This window comes from Azospirillum baldaniorum (assembly GCF_003119195.2).
Classification (GTDB): domain Bacteria; phylum Pseudomonadota; class Alphaproteobacteria; order Azospirillales; family Azospirillaceae; genus Azospirillum; species Azospirillum baldaniorum.
Window position 1 is genome coordinate 1,395,001 of record NZ_CP022254.1, and the last position, 18,189, is coordinate 1,413,189.

12 protein-coding genes and 1 rRNA gene (1 of these 13 only partly in view) are annotated in these 18,189 nt (G+C 67.8%); 2 read left to right on the top strand and 11 right to left on the bottom strand.

The window, feature by feature from the left end; genetic code table 11:
* Positions 1–1,406 (top strand): 23S ribosomal RNA (locus Sp245p_RS20620) (it extends 1,342 nt beyond the left edge of the window).
* Positions 1,407–1,557: 151 nt separating this feature from the next.
* Here Sp245p_RS20620 and Sp245p_RS20625 read toward each other — a convergent pair.
* The 11 genes from Sp245p_RS20625 to Sp245p_RS20680 all read right to left on the bottom strand — a co-directional run bounded on the left by Sp245p_RS20625 (position 1,558) and on the right by Sp245p_RS20680 (position 15,772).
* A complete protein-coding gene (locus Sp245p_RS20625) occupies positions 1,558–2,622 on the bottom strand; it encodes a GNAT family N-acetyltransferase (protein ID WP_246119803.1) in 1,065 nt (354 codons plus the stop codon).
* A gap of 38 nt (positions 2,623–2,660) precedes the next feature.
* Positions 2,661–3,668, bottom strand: a complete 1,008-nt coding sequence (gene nadE / locus Sp245p_RS20630; protein WP_014198150.1) for an NAD(+) synthase — start codon at positions 3,666–3,668, stop codon at positions 2,661–2,663.
* A 93-nt stretch (positions 3,669–3,761) separates the two neighbouring features.
* Positions 3,762–5,780: an asparagine synthase (glutamine-hydrolyzing) gene (asnB, locus tag Sp245p_RS20635; protein WP_014198151.1), complete on the bottom strand. Its 2,019-nt coding sequence runs from the start codon at positions 5,778–5,780 to the stop codon at positions 3,762–3,764.
* A 55-nt stretch (positions 5,781–5,835) separates the two neighbouring features.
* Positions 5,836–7,395: a class I adenylate-forming enzyme family protein gene (locus Sp245p_RS20640; RefSeq protein WP_014198152.1), complete on the bottom strand. Its 1,560-nt coding sequence runs from the start codon at positions 7,393–7,395 to the stop codon at positions 5,836–5,838.
* 64 nt (positions 7,396–7,459) lie between these two features.
* On the bottom strand, positions 7,460–7,756 hold the full coding sequence (locus Sp245p_RS20645) for an acyl carrier protein (protein ID WP_014198153.1): 297 nt from the start codon (positions 7,754–7,756) through the stop codon (positions 7,460–7,462).
* Positions 7,757–8,251: 495 nt separating this feature from the next.
* Positions 8,252–9,163, bottom strand: a complete 912-nt coding sequence (locus Sp245p_RS20655) for a polysaccharide deacetylase family protein (RefSeq protein WP_014198155.1) — start codon at positions 9,161–9,163, stop codon at positions 8,252–8,254.
* A 117-nt stretch (positions 9,164–9,280) separates the two neighbouring features.
* Positions 9,281–10,408 carry a glycosyltransferase family 4 protein gene (locus Sp245p_RS20660; RefSeq protein ID WP_014198156.1) on the bottom strand — a complete coding sequence of 376 codons (1,128 nt, stop codon included), beginning with the start codon at positions 10,406–10,408 and terminating at the stop codon, positions 9,281–9,283.
* 79 nt (positions 10,409–10,487) lie between these two features.
* Complete coding sequence (locus Sp245p_RS20665) at positions 10,488–11,696, bottom strand: glycosyltransferase family 4 protein (RefSeq protein WP_014198157.1); 1,209 nt, start codon at positions 11,694–11,696, stop codon at positions 10,488–10,490.
* 7 nt (positions 11,697–11,703) lie between these two features.
* A complete protein-coding gene (locus Sp245p_RS20670) occupies positions 11,704–12,636 on the bottom strand; it encodes a glycosyltransferase family 2 protein (protein ID WP_014198158.1) in 933 nt (310 codons plus the stop codon).
* Between the two features lie 61 nt (positions 12,637–12,697).
* Positions 12,698–14,035: an O-antigen ligase family protein gene (locus Sp245p_RS20675; protein ID WP_014198159.1), complete on the bottom strand. Its 1,338-nt coding sequence runs from the start codon at positions 14,033–14,035 to the stop codon at positions 12,698–12,700.
* Between the two features lie 291 nt (positions 14,036–14,326).
* The gene (locus Sp245p_RS20680) at positions 14,327–15,772 is read right to left on the bottom strand and encodes an exopolysaccharide biosynthesis polyprenyl glycosylphosphotransferase (RefSeq protein WP_014198160.1); all 1,446 of its coding nucleotides are present in this window, start codon (positions 15,770–15,772) and stop codon (positions 14,327–14,329) included.
* Positions 15,773–16,619: 847 nt separating this feature from the next.
* Here Sp245p_RS20680 and Sp245p_RS20685 point away from each other — a divergent pair.
* Positions 16,620–18,101 carry a lipopolysaccharide biosynthesis protein gene (locus tag Sp245p_RS20685; RefSeq protein WP_014198163.1) on the top strand — a complete coding sequence of 494 codons (1,482 nt, stop codon included), beginning with the start codon at positions 16,620–16,622 and terminating at the stop codon, positions 18,099–18,101.
* Positions 18,102–18,189: the final 88 nt, after the last annotated feature.

An 18,189-nucleotide genomic window follows, 5' to 3' on the forward strand; every position in this document is an offset into this window, starting at 1 on the left:
GCGAGGCCGAAAGGCGTAGTCGATGGGAACCACGTTAATATTCGTGGGCCAGCGGGTGTGTGACGAATGGGAAAGCGTGTCGGGCCTTATCGGATTGGCCCGGCTGGGGACCCGTTCCAGGAAACAGCCCCCGCATCAGACCGTACCCCAAACCGACACAGGTGGACTGGTAGAGCATACCCAGGCGCTTGAGAGAATGGTGTTGAAGGAACTCGGCAAATTGCCCTCGTAACTTCGGAAGAAGAGGGCCCCGTTGTGGCGCAAGCCATGGCGGGGGGCACAGACCAGGGGGTGGCGACTGTTTACTAAAAACACAGGGCTCTGCGAAGCCGTACAAGGCGACGTATAGGGTCTGACGCCTGCCCGGTGCCGGAAGGTTAAGAGGAGGGGTTCACGCTCCGAATTGAAGCCCCGGTAAACGGCGGCCGTAACTATAACGGTCCTAAGGTAGCGAAATTCCTTGTCGGGTAAGTTCCGACCTGCACGAATGGCGTAACGACTTCCCCGCTGTCTCCAACACCAACTCAGCGAAATTGAACTCTCCGTGAAGATGCGGAGTACCCGCGGTCAGACGGAAAGACCCCGTGCACCTTTACTACAGCTTTGCAGTGGTGCTAGGGATCTCATGTGTAGGATAGGTGGGAGGCTAGGAAGCCCGGGCGCCAGCTCGGGTGGAGCCATCCTTGAAATACCACCCTTGAGGTCTCTGGCATCTAACCGCGCTCCGTTCATCCGGAGCCGGGACCCTGCATGGCGGGTAGTTTGACTGGGGCGGTCGCCTCCCAAAGTGTAACGGAGGCGCGCGATGGTGGGCTCAGAGCGGTCGGAAATCGCTCGACGAGTGCAATGGCATAAGCCCGCCTGACTGCAAGACAGACAAGTCGAGCAGAGACGAAAGTCGGCCATAGTGATCCGGTGGTTCCATGTGGACGGGCCATCGCTCAACGGATAAAAGGTACGCCGGGGATAACAGGCTGATGACTCCCAAGAGTCCATATCGACGGAGTCGTTTGGCACCTCGATGTCGGCTCATCACATCCTGGGGCTGGAGCAGGTCCCAAGGGTTCGGCTGTTCGCCGATTAAAGTGGTACGTGAGCTGGGTTTAGAACGTCGTGAGACAGTTCGGTCCCTATCTGCCGTGGGTGTCGGAGTTTTGCGAGGATCTGTCCCTAGTACGAGAGGACCGGGATGGACATACCTCTGGTGCACCGGTTGTCACGCCAGTGGCATGGCCGGGTAGCTAAGTATGGACGGGATAACCGCTGAAAGCATCTAAGCGGGAAACCCACCTCTAAACCAGAACTCCCTTGAGAGCCGTGACAGACCATCACGTCGATAGGAGGCATGTGGACGGGCGGCAACGCCTGAAGCTGAGCCTTACTAATCGCTCGATCGGCTTGATCCTTTATGAACGTCGCGTGCAGCGGCAAACCGCTCATGCGCTCGGAAGATGCACCCTCACATTCTCGACTTTACGCACGACCCATACGAAAAGGGCGCCCGCGACGATGCGGGCGCCCTTTTCGTTTTGAGCGGATTTCCGTTTGCGAAACCGTTTATCCGCCGAGATCCTTGAAGCCCATGTCGCTGTCGGCGGCGGTGACGAACCAGTTCTTCGGGTCGCCGATCAGTGGAGTCAGTTCCGGACGGTCGGCCGCGGGGCGGGCCATCATCCGGGTCGGCTGGCGCAGACCGTTCTTCAGGCAGAGGAAACCCATCATCGACAGGGGACGGGCGGCTTGGGCGTTCAGCGTGCGGCAGACCAGGGCGGCCAGCCGGTCCCGTCGGGCGCGCTCGACCAGCAGGGCGAAGGCGGGCATCAGCCAGCCCGGACGGGCCAGATAATCGCAAACCACCCCGACGCTCTCATCACGCCAGCGGTCCACCCGCAAAACCACATAGGCCACCACCGTCTCGCCGCGCATGACGAGGAAGCGGCGGTGCCGCGCCGCATTGGGGATCTTGTCGAAGCGCCACTGGAGATAGGCGTGGTCGCGCCGGGCGGCGCAGAGATGCTGGGGGGCCGCGGCCTCCCACAGCCCGTCCATCCGCTCGTCGAAGCGCTCGACCTCGACCAGCCGGGCGCCGAAGGTCCGGGCGGCCGCGTGGCCGACCAGCGAGGCGGCGCTCATCGCCGGCTTTCCCAGCCGCGCCATGAGGCGGGCCAGACCGCCGTCATAGGGGCTGACGCGCAGGCAGCGCGGCGGATCGATCACGCGCAGATAGGTCGGGACGTTGCCGAGATCGAGCCAGCCCGCCCGCTTGTAGGACTTGTAGGCGGCGTCGGTCATCGACAGGGAGACGCTCACCTCGCTGGCGGCGGCGTGGGTCTCCGACAGGCCCGGCCCGACGCCGCGCAGCCGCCATTCCGGGGCGACCATCAGGTCGATCGCCCAGGAGGCGCGGCGCACCCGCTGCCCCACCTTCAGCGCGAAGGGAATGCCCGCCTGCTGGCCGACGATCCCCCCGTTCCGCTTGCAGACCCAAAGCTGCATCCCCTCCGGATCGGGGGTCGGCGGCTCCTCGAACAGCCAACTGAAATGGGTGTCGTCCAGCAGCGGGGAGTCCGCGCCGAAGTGGTCGCGCTGGAAGGACTCCAGCGCGACACGATCCTCGGACATGAACCGTTCCACACCCCGCTGAAGCCAGGGCATTGCGGTCATGCGTCGCTCCCGTCCACCTCGACCGGCTGCACCAGCGCGGCGTTGCGCAGGATGCGGCCCGACGTGCGGCGCTTCAGGACGATGTCCTTGTAGACGCGGCGGACCTGCTCGACCGACAGGTTGAGGGCGCGGGCCGCCTCGTCCTCCGGCACGCCGCGGCCGTAGGCGCAGAGCGCCAAGTCCAGCTTGTCGTAGGGGATGGCGTAGTAGAACTCCTCCTGCGACTGCGGCAGGGTGTAGGTGTCGGTGCTCGGCGACTGGCTCTGGATGTCGTCGGGCAGGCCGAGCCAGGCGGCCATCTGGTAGACCTGGGTCTTGAACAGGTGGGCGATCGGCTTGAGGTCGGCCAGACCGTCGCCGCCGCGCACGAAGAAGCCCAGCTCATACTCCAGCCGGTTCGGCGTGCCGAGGACCGCGTAGTTCAGCCGGTCGGCGTGGGTGTATTCCATGGTCTTGCGGACGCGCTGCTTCAGGTTGGTGGCGGCGACCACCGACAGATAGACGTCCACCGGCATGCGGCTGGTCTGGCGGTCGCCCTCCGGCGATTCAACCGTCATGGTGAAGTAGTTGACGCGGTCGGCGTCGAGCAGGCCGGCGGCCAGACCGATCTTCTGCTTCCAGCCCGGCCCGTATTCCGGGAAGAGGCGGCGGATGGCGCTGTCGCGGCGGTCGTAGCAGCCGAGCGCGGTCAGCGGAGCGGTAAGGTTCTCCATGATCGGCTCGATGCCCAGGCTCTCGCAGAGCAACCGGCCCCGGCGGGTGCTGTCGGGCGAGGATTCCTTCTCCGGCATCAGGATCGCCAGGACGCGCTCCGGCCCGAGCGCGCGAACGGCCAACGCCGCGCAGACCGAGCTGTCGATGCCGCCGGACACGCCGAGCACAATGCCCTGGCGCTTCAGGTCGTGGGCGACGGTGCGCTGGATGAACTGTTCGATCTCCCGGGCCGCGGCCGCGCAGTCGAGCGAGAGGGCGTTGGCGTCGAAGGGATGCAGGGCGTTCAGCATGGTGTCGGTTTTCCCGGTTGGCGTTGTTGCATCGACTGTGAGAAGGAGACTGTGAGAAGGACTGTGCCTTGGGGACCGCGCCGGGCCGCCGGATCAGGCGGCGGCGGCGCTGTCCAAATGCTCTTCGAGAATGTGGATGGGCGCGGCGTCCAAGCGGGCGCGGAGCGTCGAGGCCCGGCCCGGCAGCTCGTCCAGCACGTTCCGGGCGAGCATCTGGAGGGTGAGCACGCCGACCAGGGCCATCTCCTCGCGCTCGCCGGCCATGCGGCCGTCGGTGCGATGGGCCTTGGCGGCCAGCGCGGTGACGCCGGCGGCGTCGACCAAGCCGTAGCGGTTCAGCGACTCCTCGGACAGCAAGTCCCGGACATAGGCCGGGGCCTGGGCGCCGAAGAGGGCGGTGGTCATCGGGGCGCGGTAGGGGCGCTTCGGGCGGTGGAAGATCTCCGCCGGCAGCAGGCGCGAGGCGACGCGGCGCAACGCCAGCTTGTCGCGCAGCCCCAGCATCTTGACCCGGTCGGGGAGGGCGGCGCAGAGGTCGTCCACCTCCGGATCGAGGAAGGGGTAGCGGACCTCGATGCTGTTGGCCATCGCCACCCGGTCGCCCTGGCTGGTCAGCAGGTAGGGCGACATGAAGGCGGCGATCTCCGTCCACTGGGTGCGGGCGAGCGGGCTCCAGCGCGACCAGCCGGCCGGCAGATGGGCGGCGACGACCTCGTCGAAGGCCTGCGCGTTGGCGGCGGAGCGCACGTCCGGGGCCAGCAGGCGCTGGGTCCAGGCGGTGTTCTGCCAGCGGATGCGGTGGGCGTAGAAGGGATCGTCGGTCTCCGTCATGCCGCGCTTCCAGAAGGCCTGCCAGAGCGGGCTGTCCTTCTGGCCACTGGTGGCGGCGTAGGGATGGATGCGGCTGAGCAGCTTCGGGCGCGCCGTGGAGTGCGGCTGCCGCGCCCAGAAGCGGCGGACCTTGTCCTCCTTGAAGATGTCGTAGCCGGCCAGCCACTCGTCGGCGCCCTCGCCGGACAGAACGACGCGGATGCCGCTGTCGCGGACGAGGCGGGAGAGCAGGAACAGCGGCGCCGGGGCGGTGCGGACCAGCGGCGATTCGCCGTGCCAGATCACATCGGGCAGGGCCGCCTGGATGTCCTCCGCCGTGCAGAGGATGTCGTGATGCTCCGTCCCGACATGGCCGGCGACCAGCCGCTGCTGCGGCGTCTCGTCGAAGGCGTTGTCGGCGAAGCGCACGCCGAAGCTGTGCATCTGCGTGGTGTCGAGCTTGCGGGCCAGCGCCGCGATCACCGAGCTGTCCAGCCCGCCGCTGATGTAGACGCCCACCGGCACGTCGGCGCGCAGCCGCAGCCGGATGGCGTCGAGCAGCTTCTCCTCCAGCCGGTCCGCCGCCTCGTCCAGCGTGATGCGGGACAGGGCGGGATCGCCGGCCATGTCCGGCTCCCAATAGCGGGCCTCGTGCAGGCGCAGGTCGGCATCGATGCGGATGGCGGTGGCCGGCGGCACGCTCTGCACCCCGGCGAAGACGCTGCCCTGGGGGGCGACGCTCCAGTGGGTGAAGACCTGGGCGAGGCGGGCGGCGTCAAAGCGCGGCTCGATGCGGCCGCCGCCGAACAGGGCCTTGGCCTCCGACGCGAAGGCGAGATGGTCGCCGCTGCGGGCGTAGAACAGCGGCAGGATGCCCAGCCGGTCGCGGACCAGCCACAGCTCGCGCTTCACCGCGTCCCACAGGCCGATGGCGAACTGGCCGTTCAGCTTGGCCCAGGCGGCGGGGCCGTACTCCTCGAAGGCGTGGACGATCACCTCGGTGTCGGTGCGGGTGTAGAAGCGGTGCCCGCGCGCCTCCAGGTCACGCCGCAGTTCGACGTGGTTGAAGATCTCGCCGTTGAAGGTGATCCAGAGTGTCCGTTCCTCGTTGTGGATCGGCTGGAAGCCGCCGGCCAGACCGACGATGCTGAGGCGCGCATGGGCGAGCCCGATCCGCCCGTCGCGGTAGAAGCCGTAGCCGTCCGGGCCGCGGTGCCCGATCATGGCGATCATGCGCTTCAGTTCGTCGAGTCCGGCGGGCTCGGCACGCGGCCCGGCGAGAACTCCGGCGACACCACACATCGCACGCTCTCCTGTGTGTCTTGATCCGGCGGGAAAGGGATCGGCGGTAAAAAAGTCAGGCGGTTTCGGCGAGCATCGCGCGCTTGATCTTGCCGGACTCGGTCTTCGGCAACTCGTCGCGGATCTCGATGAACTTGGGCACCAGATGGCTTTCCAGGCGGCCCCGGCAGTGCTGGCGGATCGCCATCTCGGTCAGGGTGGCGCCGGGGCGGACGACCAGATAGGCCTTCACCGCCATGCCGTCGGCGGAGTCGGGCACGCCGAGAACGGCGGCCTCGACCACGGCTTCCAGCTCGTAGAGGGCGTTCTCGACCTCCTTGGGGCTGACCTTCTCACCGCGACACTTGAACACGTCGTCCTTGCGGCTGACGAAGTAGAGGCAGCCGTCGGCGTCCATGGTGAAGAGGTCGCCGGTGTAGAGCAGGGTCTCGCCCTGCGGCCCGCTGCGCAGGCGCTTGGCGGTTTCCTCCGGCCGGTTCCAGTAGCCGCGCATCACGTTGGCGCCGCGGACCACCAGCTCGCCGACCTCGCCGGGGGCGGCGCGGTTGCCCAGCTCGTCCACCACATAGGCTTCGCAGTTGGGAATGGCCCGGCCCACCGAGGCGGTCTTGGTGCCGAGGTCGCGCGGGTCGAGGTAGCAGATGCGGGTGCAGCATTCCGTCATGCCGTACATCGAATAAAAGGCGGCATCGGGAAAGCGCTCGCGCAGGCGGTCGATGTGGGCGGTCGGCAGGGGGGCCGCTGCGTTGGTCAGGTAGCGCAGCGAGGACAGGTCGGCGGTCTTCAGCGCCTCCATCCCCAGCAGCGTGGAGAAGAAGGTCGGCACGCCGGGCAGGCCGGTGATGCGGTGCTTCACCATGCGCGCCAGCGTTTCCGCCGGGAAGGCGAAGGAACGTTCCAGGACCACCGTGAAGCCGACCCGCGCCCCGGTCAGGATCTGCGACAGGCCGTACCCGAAGGTCAGCGGCAGGACGCACATCACGACGTCGTCGGGCGTGTTCTCCAGATAGGTGGAGATCGACCAGGTGGTGTTCACCAGCGCGGCGTGGCTGAGCATCACGCCCTTGGGCCGCCCGGTGGTTCCCGAGGTGTAGAGGATGGCGGCCAGATCCTGATCGATCAGGCCGCGGCTTTGCGGCTTGGTGCCTCCGGACTGGGGGTCCGGGTGGGTGGCCACGATGTCGGTGAAGGAGAGCCCGCCGGCCCCGGCCGGCACGGCGGGCCCGACCCACAGCGTGGTGGCGAGGTGGGATGCCTCACCAGCCGCCGGCACAACCTGCCGGGCGAGCGCGGAGGGCGCGATGAGCGCCCGCACGCCGGCGTCGGTCAGGATGTAGGCCAGCTTGTCCGCCTTGGTGGACGGGTTGACGGGGACATAGACGGCCCCGGCCTTCAGCGCGCCGAACAGGCCCGCGACATACTCGATCGAGTTCTCCAGCATGACCGCCACCCGGTCGCCGCGCACCACCCCGGCGGACTGGAGCGCGCAGGCGACGGCGTCGCTCTGGCGGTCCAGCTCGGCGAAGGTGACGGCGTTCTCCCCCGCGATCAGCGCGGTGTGGTGAGGCCGCCTTGCGGCGGTTTCGCTGAGGAACTGATGAAGCAGGTGCGCCATGACGCTGTTCCCTTGCCTGGCTTCGGTGACTGTCCCGATGGTCCGTTCCGTCCTGGCGGACGGATCAGGCCGCGTCCTTCAGGGTCCGCTTGCGCTCGACGTAGGCGGCGATGCGGCTGACCGATTCGAGGTTGTCGGCCACCATGTCCTCGTCCTCGACGATGATGCCGAAGTGCTCTTCCAGGAAGGCCACGACGTGCATGATGCCGGTGGAGTCGATGATGCCGGTCTCCAGCAGGGATTCGGCGTTGTCGAAGCCGGAGTCGCTGCCGAGCAGGAAGTTCTCCACGATGAAGGCGCGGATTTCCTGGGTGGCGGGTGCGCTCAGGGTCGTCGTCTCGGTGGTGATGGCGGTCCGCATGTCGCTGGCAACTCCTGTGGGTTTGATCGTCGATCCTTGGCCGGCAGTTCGGGACGGTGGTCGACCTCGTTGGGAGTTACTCCAAAGGGGCCGTTCCGTTCCTTTCGGTGTTACCGCCTCGTTGCGTGGGATTGGGAAAGGCATTTCCCGTTCTTTGCAGAGAGGCTTCGGCAACGCCGCCGAGTACGTCATTCTTTATTGCATTCGAATGCGGTGTTTTCGAGAGTGCAAAGGACGATCGGACGGTGAAGACAGTGGCTAACCACTCAGGGTCATTGCAATTGAGCAGGGAATACCTTCTCGTACTCTTGGGGAACCCTCTCTGACTTGTGGCGTAGGAGGGCCTATCGCTCTCGTCATGGTTGCTGAGGGGCGGGCGTACGAGCCCCCACCCCGACCCTCCCCCGCTCCGCAGGGGAGGGAGAATCACGTCCCCTCCCCTGCGAAGCGGGGGAGGGTTAGGGAGGGGGCAAGGAGGAACGCGCGTCGCTGGGATCACGCCGCCGGCAGCGGATCGCCGTGCGTCGGGGTTGGAGCCGGCGCGACGCCGCCGTTCTTGCGCTTGCGCAGCCAGGCCGGAATGCCGGTCACCTGCACCGACAGCCAGTCCACCGAGGCGTCATCGGAAATCGGCACGGCGTGCAGCCGCAGCGGGTCGGCCTTCGGGCCGTTCCAGCCCGGATCGATGGTGCGCGCGGTGCGGAAGCCGGCCTGCCGGATGATCGCCACCTCACGGTCGCTGAAATCGCCGTTGGGGAAGGCGAAATGGCGGCAGGGCAGGCCAGTCGCCTCCTCCAGCTCGGTCTTGCACAGCGCGATCTCCTCGGCGCAGCGCTGGTCGTCGCATTGCAGAAGGATCGGGTGGGTGCGGGTGTGGGCGCCGTAATCGGTGACGGCGGCCAAATGCCGGACCTCGTCCCAGGTCAGCGACTGGCGGTCGGCGCCGTCCCGGTCGGGGTCGTCACCGGCCTCGGCCAGCCGGCGGCGGCGTTCCGGGTCGGGGAGGCGCTTCAGCGTCTCGGTGCCGATTCGCTCGGCGGCGGCGGTCTTCCACCAATAGGGGCGGGCGGTGCCGACCACGCGGCTGCACAGGTAGATGGTCGGTCGCACCCCGAATTCCTTGAACAGGGGCTCCAGGCGGGCGTTGTTGCGGTGGCCGTCGTCGAAGGTGACGACAAGCGGATAGGGCGGCAGGTCGCCCCACCGCCCGCTCTCCAGCGCGTCTGCCACCGCGTCCAGCGTGGTGAAGCTGTAACGTTCGGCGTACCAGGCGAGGTGCGCGCGCATCACTTCCGGGTCCGGATCGTGATACACGACGATCGTCACGTTCCGGCGCGCGAACAGATTTCGGAACAGGGCACCGACTCCCGTCCAGCGCACGATTCCGGCCGCGATGGCTTGCTTCATGGGGATTGGACCTCTGCTGTGTATCCGGTCCTTTGTTCACGGCTGGCGAGGCGGTTGCGGACCGGTTGAAAGGCAGGACGGGCCCGGCGCTGGACCGGACCCGGATCGGCGGGATCGTCAGCCGGAGCGCGCCCGGCGCGGCCCGATGGAGGCCGTGGGCGCCGGCTCGGACATCCAGCCGCGGGCGTTGCGGCGGTAGATCTCCACGATGCGCTCCCGGTAGACGGCGATGTCGAACTGGCGTTCGAAGCGGCGGCGGGCGCCCTGGCCCAGCCGGCGGCGCAACTCCGCGTCGTCGATCACGCGGGCCAGCGCATCGGCCAGGGCCGTCCGGTCGCCCGGCGGCACCAGCAGGCCGGTCTCCTCGTCGGCGATGGCGTCGCCCACGCTGCCGACCGGGGTGGCGACGATGGTCAGGCCGTTGGCCATGGCCTCCAGCACCGACATCGGCAACCCCTCGAACATGGAGGGCTGGACCAGCACATGGGCCTGCACCAGCTCCTTGCGGCAGCCGGTCTGGTCGAGCCAGCCGGTGAAGCGCACGCGCTCCTCAAGCCCCAGCGCCTTGGCCTGGGCGCGGTAGGTTTCCAGGTCGCCGTCGCCGGCGATGGTCAACTGCCAGGAGCGGCTGCGGCAAACGTCGGACGCCAGAGCGTCGAGCAGGACGTCGATGCCCTTCAGCTTGATCAGGCGGCCGAGGAACAGCAGGCGCACCGGCCCGTCCTCCGCGCGCTCCGGGATCGTCTCCGGCCCCGGCACGGCGTTGTGCAGCAGGGTCGTGCGGCGCACGGCCGGGAAGGTGGTGACCACCCAGTTGCGCCAGTACTCGCCCAGAACCACCACCTCGCTGGTCATTTCCATCATGTTGCGGATGGCCCAGCGGGACAGCGGCTTGGCGTCCTCGTAATGCTTCGGAAAGCGGCCGCCGTGCAGATGCAGGACGACCGGCACCCGGAACAGCGAGGCCATGGCGACGATCAGCCCCTTGCGCAGCACGCTGCCATATTCGGCCATGTGGATGTGCACGAGCTGGGCCTTGCCGGTCGCGAAGCAGCCGAACAGGCGCAGCATCGCGGCGGCGAAGTAGAAGGGCATCAGGTGGAATTTCGCGTCCGGCCCGTAGCTGTCGATCACCTCGAACTTCACGTCGGGGCGGTTCTCCCGCAAGTCCGTCGTGAAGTTGTCGACGATTCGCCCCATGCCGCCCTTTTCGAGCGTGCCGCCGGGTGAAACGATGTAGATCATATCCGCTCCTGACTGTCGCGCTCCCCTCGCGAAGCTTCAGGGAGGAAGGAATTAGGGACCCCGCGGAAAAAATGGGTTCTTACTGTCGGCCCGCGCGGGTCAGCGATGGCTTGGCCGCCGCGGCGTCGGGCAGCGCTCCCAATGAGGGGCGCCGGACGGCGTCGGGGCGGTTCAGCTCCGCATAGATGTCCTGAAGGCTGCGGCCATAGGACTCGATGACGAATTTCTCCAGGAACAGCCGGCGCCCCTCCGCCGACAGGCGCGCGTAGAGCGCCGGCCGGGCGGCGAGGTCGCGGACCGCGTGGGCCAGCGCCTCCGGGTCGTTGACCGGGACGATCCGCGCCGTCTCTCCGTCGGTCAGCACCTCCGGGATCGAGCCGACCGGGGTGGTGATGACGGGCATGCCGGTGGACAGCGCCTCCAGGATCACCATGGGCAACCCCTCGTGGGTCGAGGGCAGAAGCAGCATGTCGTGGTCGCGCAGATGGGCGTGCGCCTGCTCGCGGGAGATCCAACCCTCGAACCGGCACTCGCCGTCCACGCCCAGCTCCGCCGCCATGCGGCGGTAGCCCTCGACGTCGCCGCCGCCGCCGATGGTCACGCGGAAGCGGAAGCCCCGGTCCTTCATCAGCCGGCAGGAGCGCAGCAGCGTGCCGATGCCCTTGCGCTCCGACAGGTTGGCGAGCACGAGGAGCGACACGATCGCTCCCTCCGGCGGCGCCGCGCGGACCGGCAGGTCGGCGCCGATGTCCGGCACCGCGTTGTAGAGCACGCGCACCTTGTGCGGGTCCGTCCCGACCGACTGCACCAGGAAGTTCCGCCAGCTCTCGCCCAGCACCAGCGCGATGCCGCAGCGGTCGAACAGCCAGCGGCTGATCGCGCGGGACACCGGCCCCTTGTCGAAATACTCCATGAAGGACGCGCCGTGCAGATGCACGACCGTGGGGCAGGAGAACAGCCCGGCGAAGAGCTGGACCACCGCCTTGCGCCAGACGCTGGCGTTCTCCGACACGTTGATGTGCACGACCGTCGGGCGGCGGCGCAGCATCAGGGCGCCCAGCCGCGCCAGCGTGCCGGCCAGATAGACCGGCGACAGCAGGGCGCTGCCGGTGCCGCGGGTGTCGAGCACCACGGTTTCCGGGGCGGCCGGGCTGTTCTGGAAGGCGTCGACGATGTAGCCCGTCATCCGCCCGATCCCCCCGCCGCCGTCGAGCGCGCCGGGGGTGGCGAAGACAATGCAGGCGCGGGGCGCCTTCTTGCGCCGGAAACCCCTATCGATCAAACCCATTCTGCCCTCACGCCGCGCCGGGAGCCGAGAAGATGGCCTGACGCAGCCGGCGCCTCAGCCCGACCGGCATCAGCGAATGCATCAGGAAGGTGGTCAGCGCCATCGGGGTCGGCGCGCCGTCGCGCAGCGCCGATTTCAGGATGCGCTTGCGCACCGCCGGCGTCCGCGCCGCCTGTTCGCCGCCGGTGGCCTGGAGCAGCAGGCTGGCGTAGGCGCGGGGCGACAGCCGGGGCCGCACCGACTCCGCCCAGTTCAGGGCCATGTCGATGTTGTGGCAGGTCGACAGGGTGATGCGGTCCGATTCCGTGTAGTGGATCGCCAGCACCTCCGGCACCGTCACCAGGGCGCAGCTTTCGATCTGCCCGCAGGAGATCAGCCACTCCCAGTCGTCGAAGGCCGATTTCGGGATCGGCTGGCGCTGGAGCAGCGCCTTCGGGGCCAGCAGGGTGGTGGTGGGGGCGAAGGTCTCGCCCTTGAACAGCCCGTGGCGGACGAACAGGTAGTCGCCGATCCGGTCCCGCGGGGTGCACAGGCGCCGCGGCCATTCGAAGTCGCCGCGGGCCGTCACCACCTTGCAGCGGCAGCTCATGATCGGGTAGCGCACGCCGGGCGGGCGGGCGGCCATCTGCAGGGCGATCTTGCCCGGCATCCATTCGTCGTCGTCGTCGAGGAAGGCGATCCAGGCGCCTTCCGCGCGTTCCACGCCCAGATTGCGGGCGCCGGCGGCGCCGCGGTTCTGTTCCAGCGCGATCACGGTCAGCCGCGGGTCGCCGAACGCCCTCAGGCGCTCCTCGGTGGCGGGGTCGGGCCCGTCGATCACGACGACGACCTCGAGCGGGGCGTAGGTCTGTGCCAGCGCGCTTTCCACGGCCCGCGCGACCATGTCCGGCCGGTTGCGGGTGGGGATGACGACGGTGACCATCTCGTGTGGGGACGTCATGACATTACCTTCTGTCGCGACGGAGATTTCGGGGGGCGGAACATGAGGGGGCCTCCTTCCGTCAGCCGGGCCGGGCCGGACCGCTCCAGCCGGCGGCCGGAGGCCCGCCGTAGGAGGTTCCGTAAGGGGAGGAACTGGAGAAGCCGGCGTTGTACGCCTGCTGCTGGTCCTGCATGCGGGCCTGCATCTTCGCCCAGCGGCGGCGCTGCACGAGGCGGGTCACCGCGATCACCAGCACGATCCAGTTCAGGGAATGGCGTTCCAGGAACACGCTCTCCGACACCGAGATCAGCAGCAGGGCGCAGCCGACGGTGAAGATCCAGGCGGGCTCGGCGCGGTTCTCGCTGTAGCGGATGGCGCCGAAGCCCTGGATCAGCAGGCGTCCCATCAGCATCGCCGTCAGGATCACGCCGGGCAGGCCGAGGTCGAGCCACGCTTCCATCCACCCGTTGTGGGCGGAATTGATGCCCCAGCCCTGGGTGAAGGTGCTGCCCGGACCGTAGGCTCCGTACCAGTAGGCGCCGTAGCCCCAGCCGAGCAGGAAGCGGTCCTGGATGGACATCAGCGTGTGTTCCCACAGCACCGTGCGCCCGGTCAGCGTCGGATCGCGGCCCAGCATGTAGAGGATGTCGTGCCAGAAGGTCGTGCCGCTGGTGATGCCGACCACCGCGACCAGCAGGACGAAGGCCATGGCCGGCGCGAAGCTGCGGATGCCGCCGCGCACGAAGCCGCTGACCAGCAGCAGGCCGGCGACCAGGATCGAGGTCACCAGGCCGGTGCCCGACCGGCTCATCACGATCAGCAGCAGGGCCATCAGCAGCAGCGGGCGGACCACCCAGCGCTTGCCCTCGCGCGTCCAGTCGAGCCAGAGCAGGCAGAGCACCAGCCAGACCATCATGCGGCCCGTGACGTTCTTCTGCCAGAAGATGCCCTTCCAGGCGCCGACATGCTGCTCGTGGTCGAGCCCGACCGCCGGCATGGCGAAGACCGAGGCGTAGGACAGCACCATCAGGATCGACAGGCCCGTCGCCAGCATCCGGATGATTTCCGGGAAGGTGTAGCGCAGGGCGAGATAGACGGCGAAGGCGGTGGTGAACAGGAAGGCCACCGCGCGGCGCAGCGTCACGTCCGGGTAGATCGACCACAGGGCCGACAGGAAGGCCAGCGCCACGATCAGCGACACCGCCGGGCTTCCCGTCGGGATGCGGAAGGCCAGGCTGGGCCGCAGCGCGATCAGGCCCAGGATCATGACGTAGACGGCCATGAAGTAGATCACCGCGCCCGGCGCGTCCGGATCGGTCGTGCCGCCGCCGGTCAGCAGCGCCGGGAGCACCGACCCGCCGAACGAGACGATGCAGAAGACGGTGATGCTCTTTTCCAGAACTTCGAGGACTTTCATGGGGCCGCTGTTCCGGTGAAAAGGGCTGCTATGGCAGTGAACGCCCATGACGGGCGCACCGCATCGTTTTCTGAAGATGCCAACCCGATGCCCGGACCTGTAGCCGGGCGGAGGCATTAGGCCTAAGGAGGCCGCCCCCGTCGGGGCTACCTCCGGTTGGGCCACCCACCTCGATCTTGCGGGTCCCGCAGGGCCTATGACGGCCGGCTCCGGCGGCGTCGGAGCGGACCCCGGAAAAGGGAAAGCCCCTCTCCCGGGTGGGAAGAGGGGCCTGGATGGAGCGCTGCGGGGTCATGACCCTTCGCCCTTGAGGACGATCACCGCCGTCTTGCACAGGATGTAGAAGTCGAACAGCAGGCCGCAGTTGCGGACGTAGAAGACGTCCATGGCGACGCGTTCCTGGAAGGTGGTGCGGTGGCGTCCCGACACCTGCCAGTAGCCGGTCAGGCCCGGACGGACGGAGCCGATGACGTCCGCGGAGGCGCCGACCTCCGGCAGTTCCTTCGGCATGTAGGCGCGCGGGCCGATCAGGCTCATGTCGCCCATCAGGATGTTCACCAGCTGCGGCAGCTCGTCGAGCGAGGTCTTGCGCAGGAAGCGGCCGACCGGGGTGATGCGCGGGTCGTAGGTCAGCTTGTGGTAGGTCATGTACTCTTCGCGCATCTTCGGGTCGTTCTCCAGCAGGCGCTGGAGATGCTCCTCCGCGTTGATGTGCATCGAGCGGAACTTCAGCACGTCGAAGGTCTTGTCGCCGCCGGCCCAGCGCTTCTGGCGGAACATCACCGGGCCGGGGCTGTCCAGGCGGATCGCCGCGGCGATGCCCAGCATCAGCGGCGCCACCGCCACCAGCAGGATGGCCGACAGCAGGATGTCGAGCGCGCGGCGGATGCGCAGGTAGCTGGTCGGCGGACGGACCGAGACGCGCAGGGCCAGCGAGCCGTGCAGGTTGTGGTAGGTGGCGTCGACGGCGCTGACGTTGCCCTCGCCCAGCAGGCAGTAGACCTGCTTGAAGGGCAGCCGCTCGACCAGGGTCGTCAGCTCCTTCTTGTGCCGACCGATGTCGGCGACGATGGCGGCCTGGGCCTGCTGGGCGTAGGCCGGGGACTTGGCGAGCAGGTCGGTCGAGCCGACCACCGGCAGGTTGGCGACGCGGGTCTGCCACAGCGTGTCGTCGTCGTCGAAGAAGCAGACCGGACGCATCCCCAGCCAGGGCAGGCGCTGCAGCTTCTCCGCGATGGCCGCACCCTGCGGGCCGGCGCCGACGATCACCACCGGGGTGCGCCAGTTCAGCGCGCTGGCCATCAGGCCGTGCACCAGCAGCAGGTCGGCGGCGTAGGTGATCGCGAAGCCGATCAGGGCGACCGACAGCGCCTCGACGAAGAAGGAGCGGAAGCCGTCCATCACGATGAAGGGCACGGCCAGCACGGCGACCGACAGCAGGGCCGCCTGGAAGGTGCGGCGGGTGCGCTCCAGATAGTCGAAGCGGCCCAGCGAATAAATTCCGAAAACCGATTTCACCAGCGGCACCAGCATCAGGCCGGTGACCAGGGCGCGCTGCGACAGGTCCGCTTCCGGGGTCAGGGTGTCGCTTCCAAACAGCTGGATGAGCGTCCAGCCGAGCAGGGCGAGCATGAAGCCGTCGGACAGCGCCAACAGCAGCCCGGGTCCCACCGTCGGCATGGCCGTCTTCTTCACCGGGGCCAGATTGATGACCGCTTCTGGGTCGAGTTTGCTCATCGCAGGTCCCATTTATGTGTGAAACGGAATGTCATCCGTCTCGCGCCTGACCTAACGCGCCGCAGCGAAAGACGGTTTCTCATCAGCTTTTTCTTTGAGTCTTTCTGTGTTCAGAAAGACACACAAATATCAGCGCTTTCTCCGCCTCTGTGCAGACAGATCAGAAGGTTGCGCTGTTCTCCACGAATTAGGATAAAGGCTGCCGTCAATCAACAAATCACAAGAGGCTTCCTCCGCCAGCGGCGATACCCCTTACATCCAGAGTGGATTCCCCTGGGTGAGTTTGAAGAGATTAAGGAAAGTGGATGACTTCGTCCGGATCATCCGGATCGGTGGCGGCGCTGCCACCGCCGCTCCCCGGCTACTCCTTTCCTTCCCGCAAATTGGTGGTATCCGGGGGATGTTCCGCGTCCCCTATGGTGGGGTGCGGCGCCGGGTGGCGGCGGTATGTCCCGAGTTGGTCTGCCTGTCCCGCCGAGGCGGCGGCGCGGACGTATCCCATAAGAATCCAACCGACGATTTCGGATGAGGCGGTGTCTCCAACGCCCCGTTGATCGCGGTGGAGTGCCCTCGCAGGGTGGGTGGATTGCCCGCTGGGTCTTGCCCCCACCCTTACCTTCCCCCGCTATCGCAGGGGAGGGGACTGCCGTTGCTTGGCAGTAATCTCCCTCCCCTGCGTAGCGGGGGAGGGTCGGGGTGGGGGCACAGGTTGCCATCGGGATAAGTCCGAAGAGGACGACGACGGCACCAACGCGAAATTGAAACGTCCCGGTCCGGTTCCAATCATCGGAATTGCGTTCGCGGGTGCGGCAGAGCCGCCCCACCGGAGTTCTAGGCGGAGTTCCTGATGGCGTCCGAAGCAGCGACGATCTTGAAACACGGTTGGCTGTTCATGCTGGCCAACGTGGTGAACCGGGCTGCCGGGCTTCTGCTCCTGCCGCTCTACACCCGGCTTCTCAGCCCTTCCGAATTCGGCGTCTACGCGCTGGTGGTGGTGGTCGCCGACCTGCTGGCGGTCATGCTGATGATCGGCATGAACAACGCCTTCACCGCCGTTTATTTCGAACACGCGGAGGAAGGCGACCGGCGCCGCGTCGCCAGCACCTGCCTGCTGGCGGTGGTCGGCACGTCGGTGGCGATGGTCGGGCTGGCCTGGCCGCTGGGCATGGCGGGAAGCTGGGCGATGTTCGGCGACACCGGCCACGCGGCGGTGATGGCGATCGCGCTCGCCGGCGTCGCCCTGACCACCCTGTTCGAACTGGCGCTGGCCTATTACCGGGCGCGCAAGCGGTCGGGCCTGTGCCTGCTGGTGTCGCTGGCCAAGGTGGTCGCCCTGCTCGCCTTCAACCTGCTGTTCCTGTGGGCGCTCGGCCTCGGGGTGGAGGGCATCTTCCTGGCGAACGGCGCGTCCTTCCTGGCGCTCGGCCTCCTGCTGGTGGTGGCGATCCTGAAGGACACGGGCTTCTCCTTCTCCCTGCCGATCCTGAAGCGGGTGGCGGCGCTGGGGCTGCCCTACGCGCCGCAGTCGCTGCTCGACATCGCCAACAACTTCGTCTCGCGCTGGCTGCTGAACATCCTGCTGTCCACGGCGGCGGTGGGGCTGTTCGCCTTCGGGATGCGGCTGTCGCAGATCCTCTTCATGTTCCTGACCGCCTCCTTCCTGCAGATCTGGTCGGTCAGCCGGCTGGAGTCCCAGCATGGCGCGGCGGACCACGCCCAGGCGGATTTCGTCTTCCACCTGTTCGTCGTCCTGCTGACCGGAGCCGGGCTGGGGCTGGCGCTGACCGCGCCGGAGATCCTCTGGCTGATCGCGTCCGCCGACTACACGCCGGTGCTGACCAGCATGCCCTTCCTGGTGCTGGCCTATGTGCTGCACGGGGTGCGGATGAATCCGGAGGTGGCGATCCTGAAGGCCAAGCGCGTCGGCGTGCTGCCCTGGATCTCCGCGGCCAGCCTCGCGGTGGGCTCGGCGCTGGCGCTGGCGCTGGTCTGGCAGTGGGGCCTGCTCGGCGCCGCGCTGGCCAACCTCGGGCGCGAGGTCTTCCAGATCGCCCTGACCGAGACGGTGCGCCGCCGCATCTGCCGCGACGAGGTGCCGCTGAACGCCGTGCGGATCGGCTGGATCCTGGTGCCGGCGGCCTTCGCCTACGCGGCCGGCTGGTACCTGTTCGGCACCGAGGTCGACCCGGCCTTCACCGCCGAGAAGGTGCTGCTGGTGCTGATGTTCCTGGCGGCGGCGGTGTTCGGTCCGGGCATGGGATCGGCGGGCCGGGCGATGCTGGGCAAGCTGCTGCTGGGCCGCGTCCGCCGCATGCAATCGGCGTCCTGAGATTTTCCCTCTCCCGCCCCGGGAGAGGGAGGGGCCCACGCGTCAGCGTGGGAAGGTGAGGGTGCCGCCAAGGATCGGTGCCTGATCC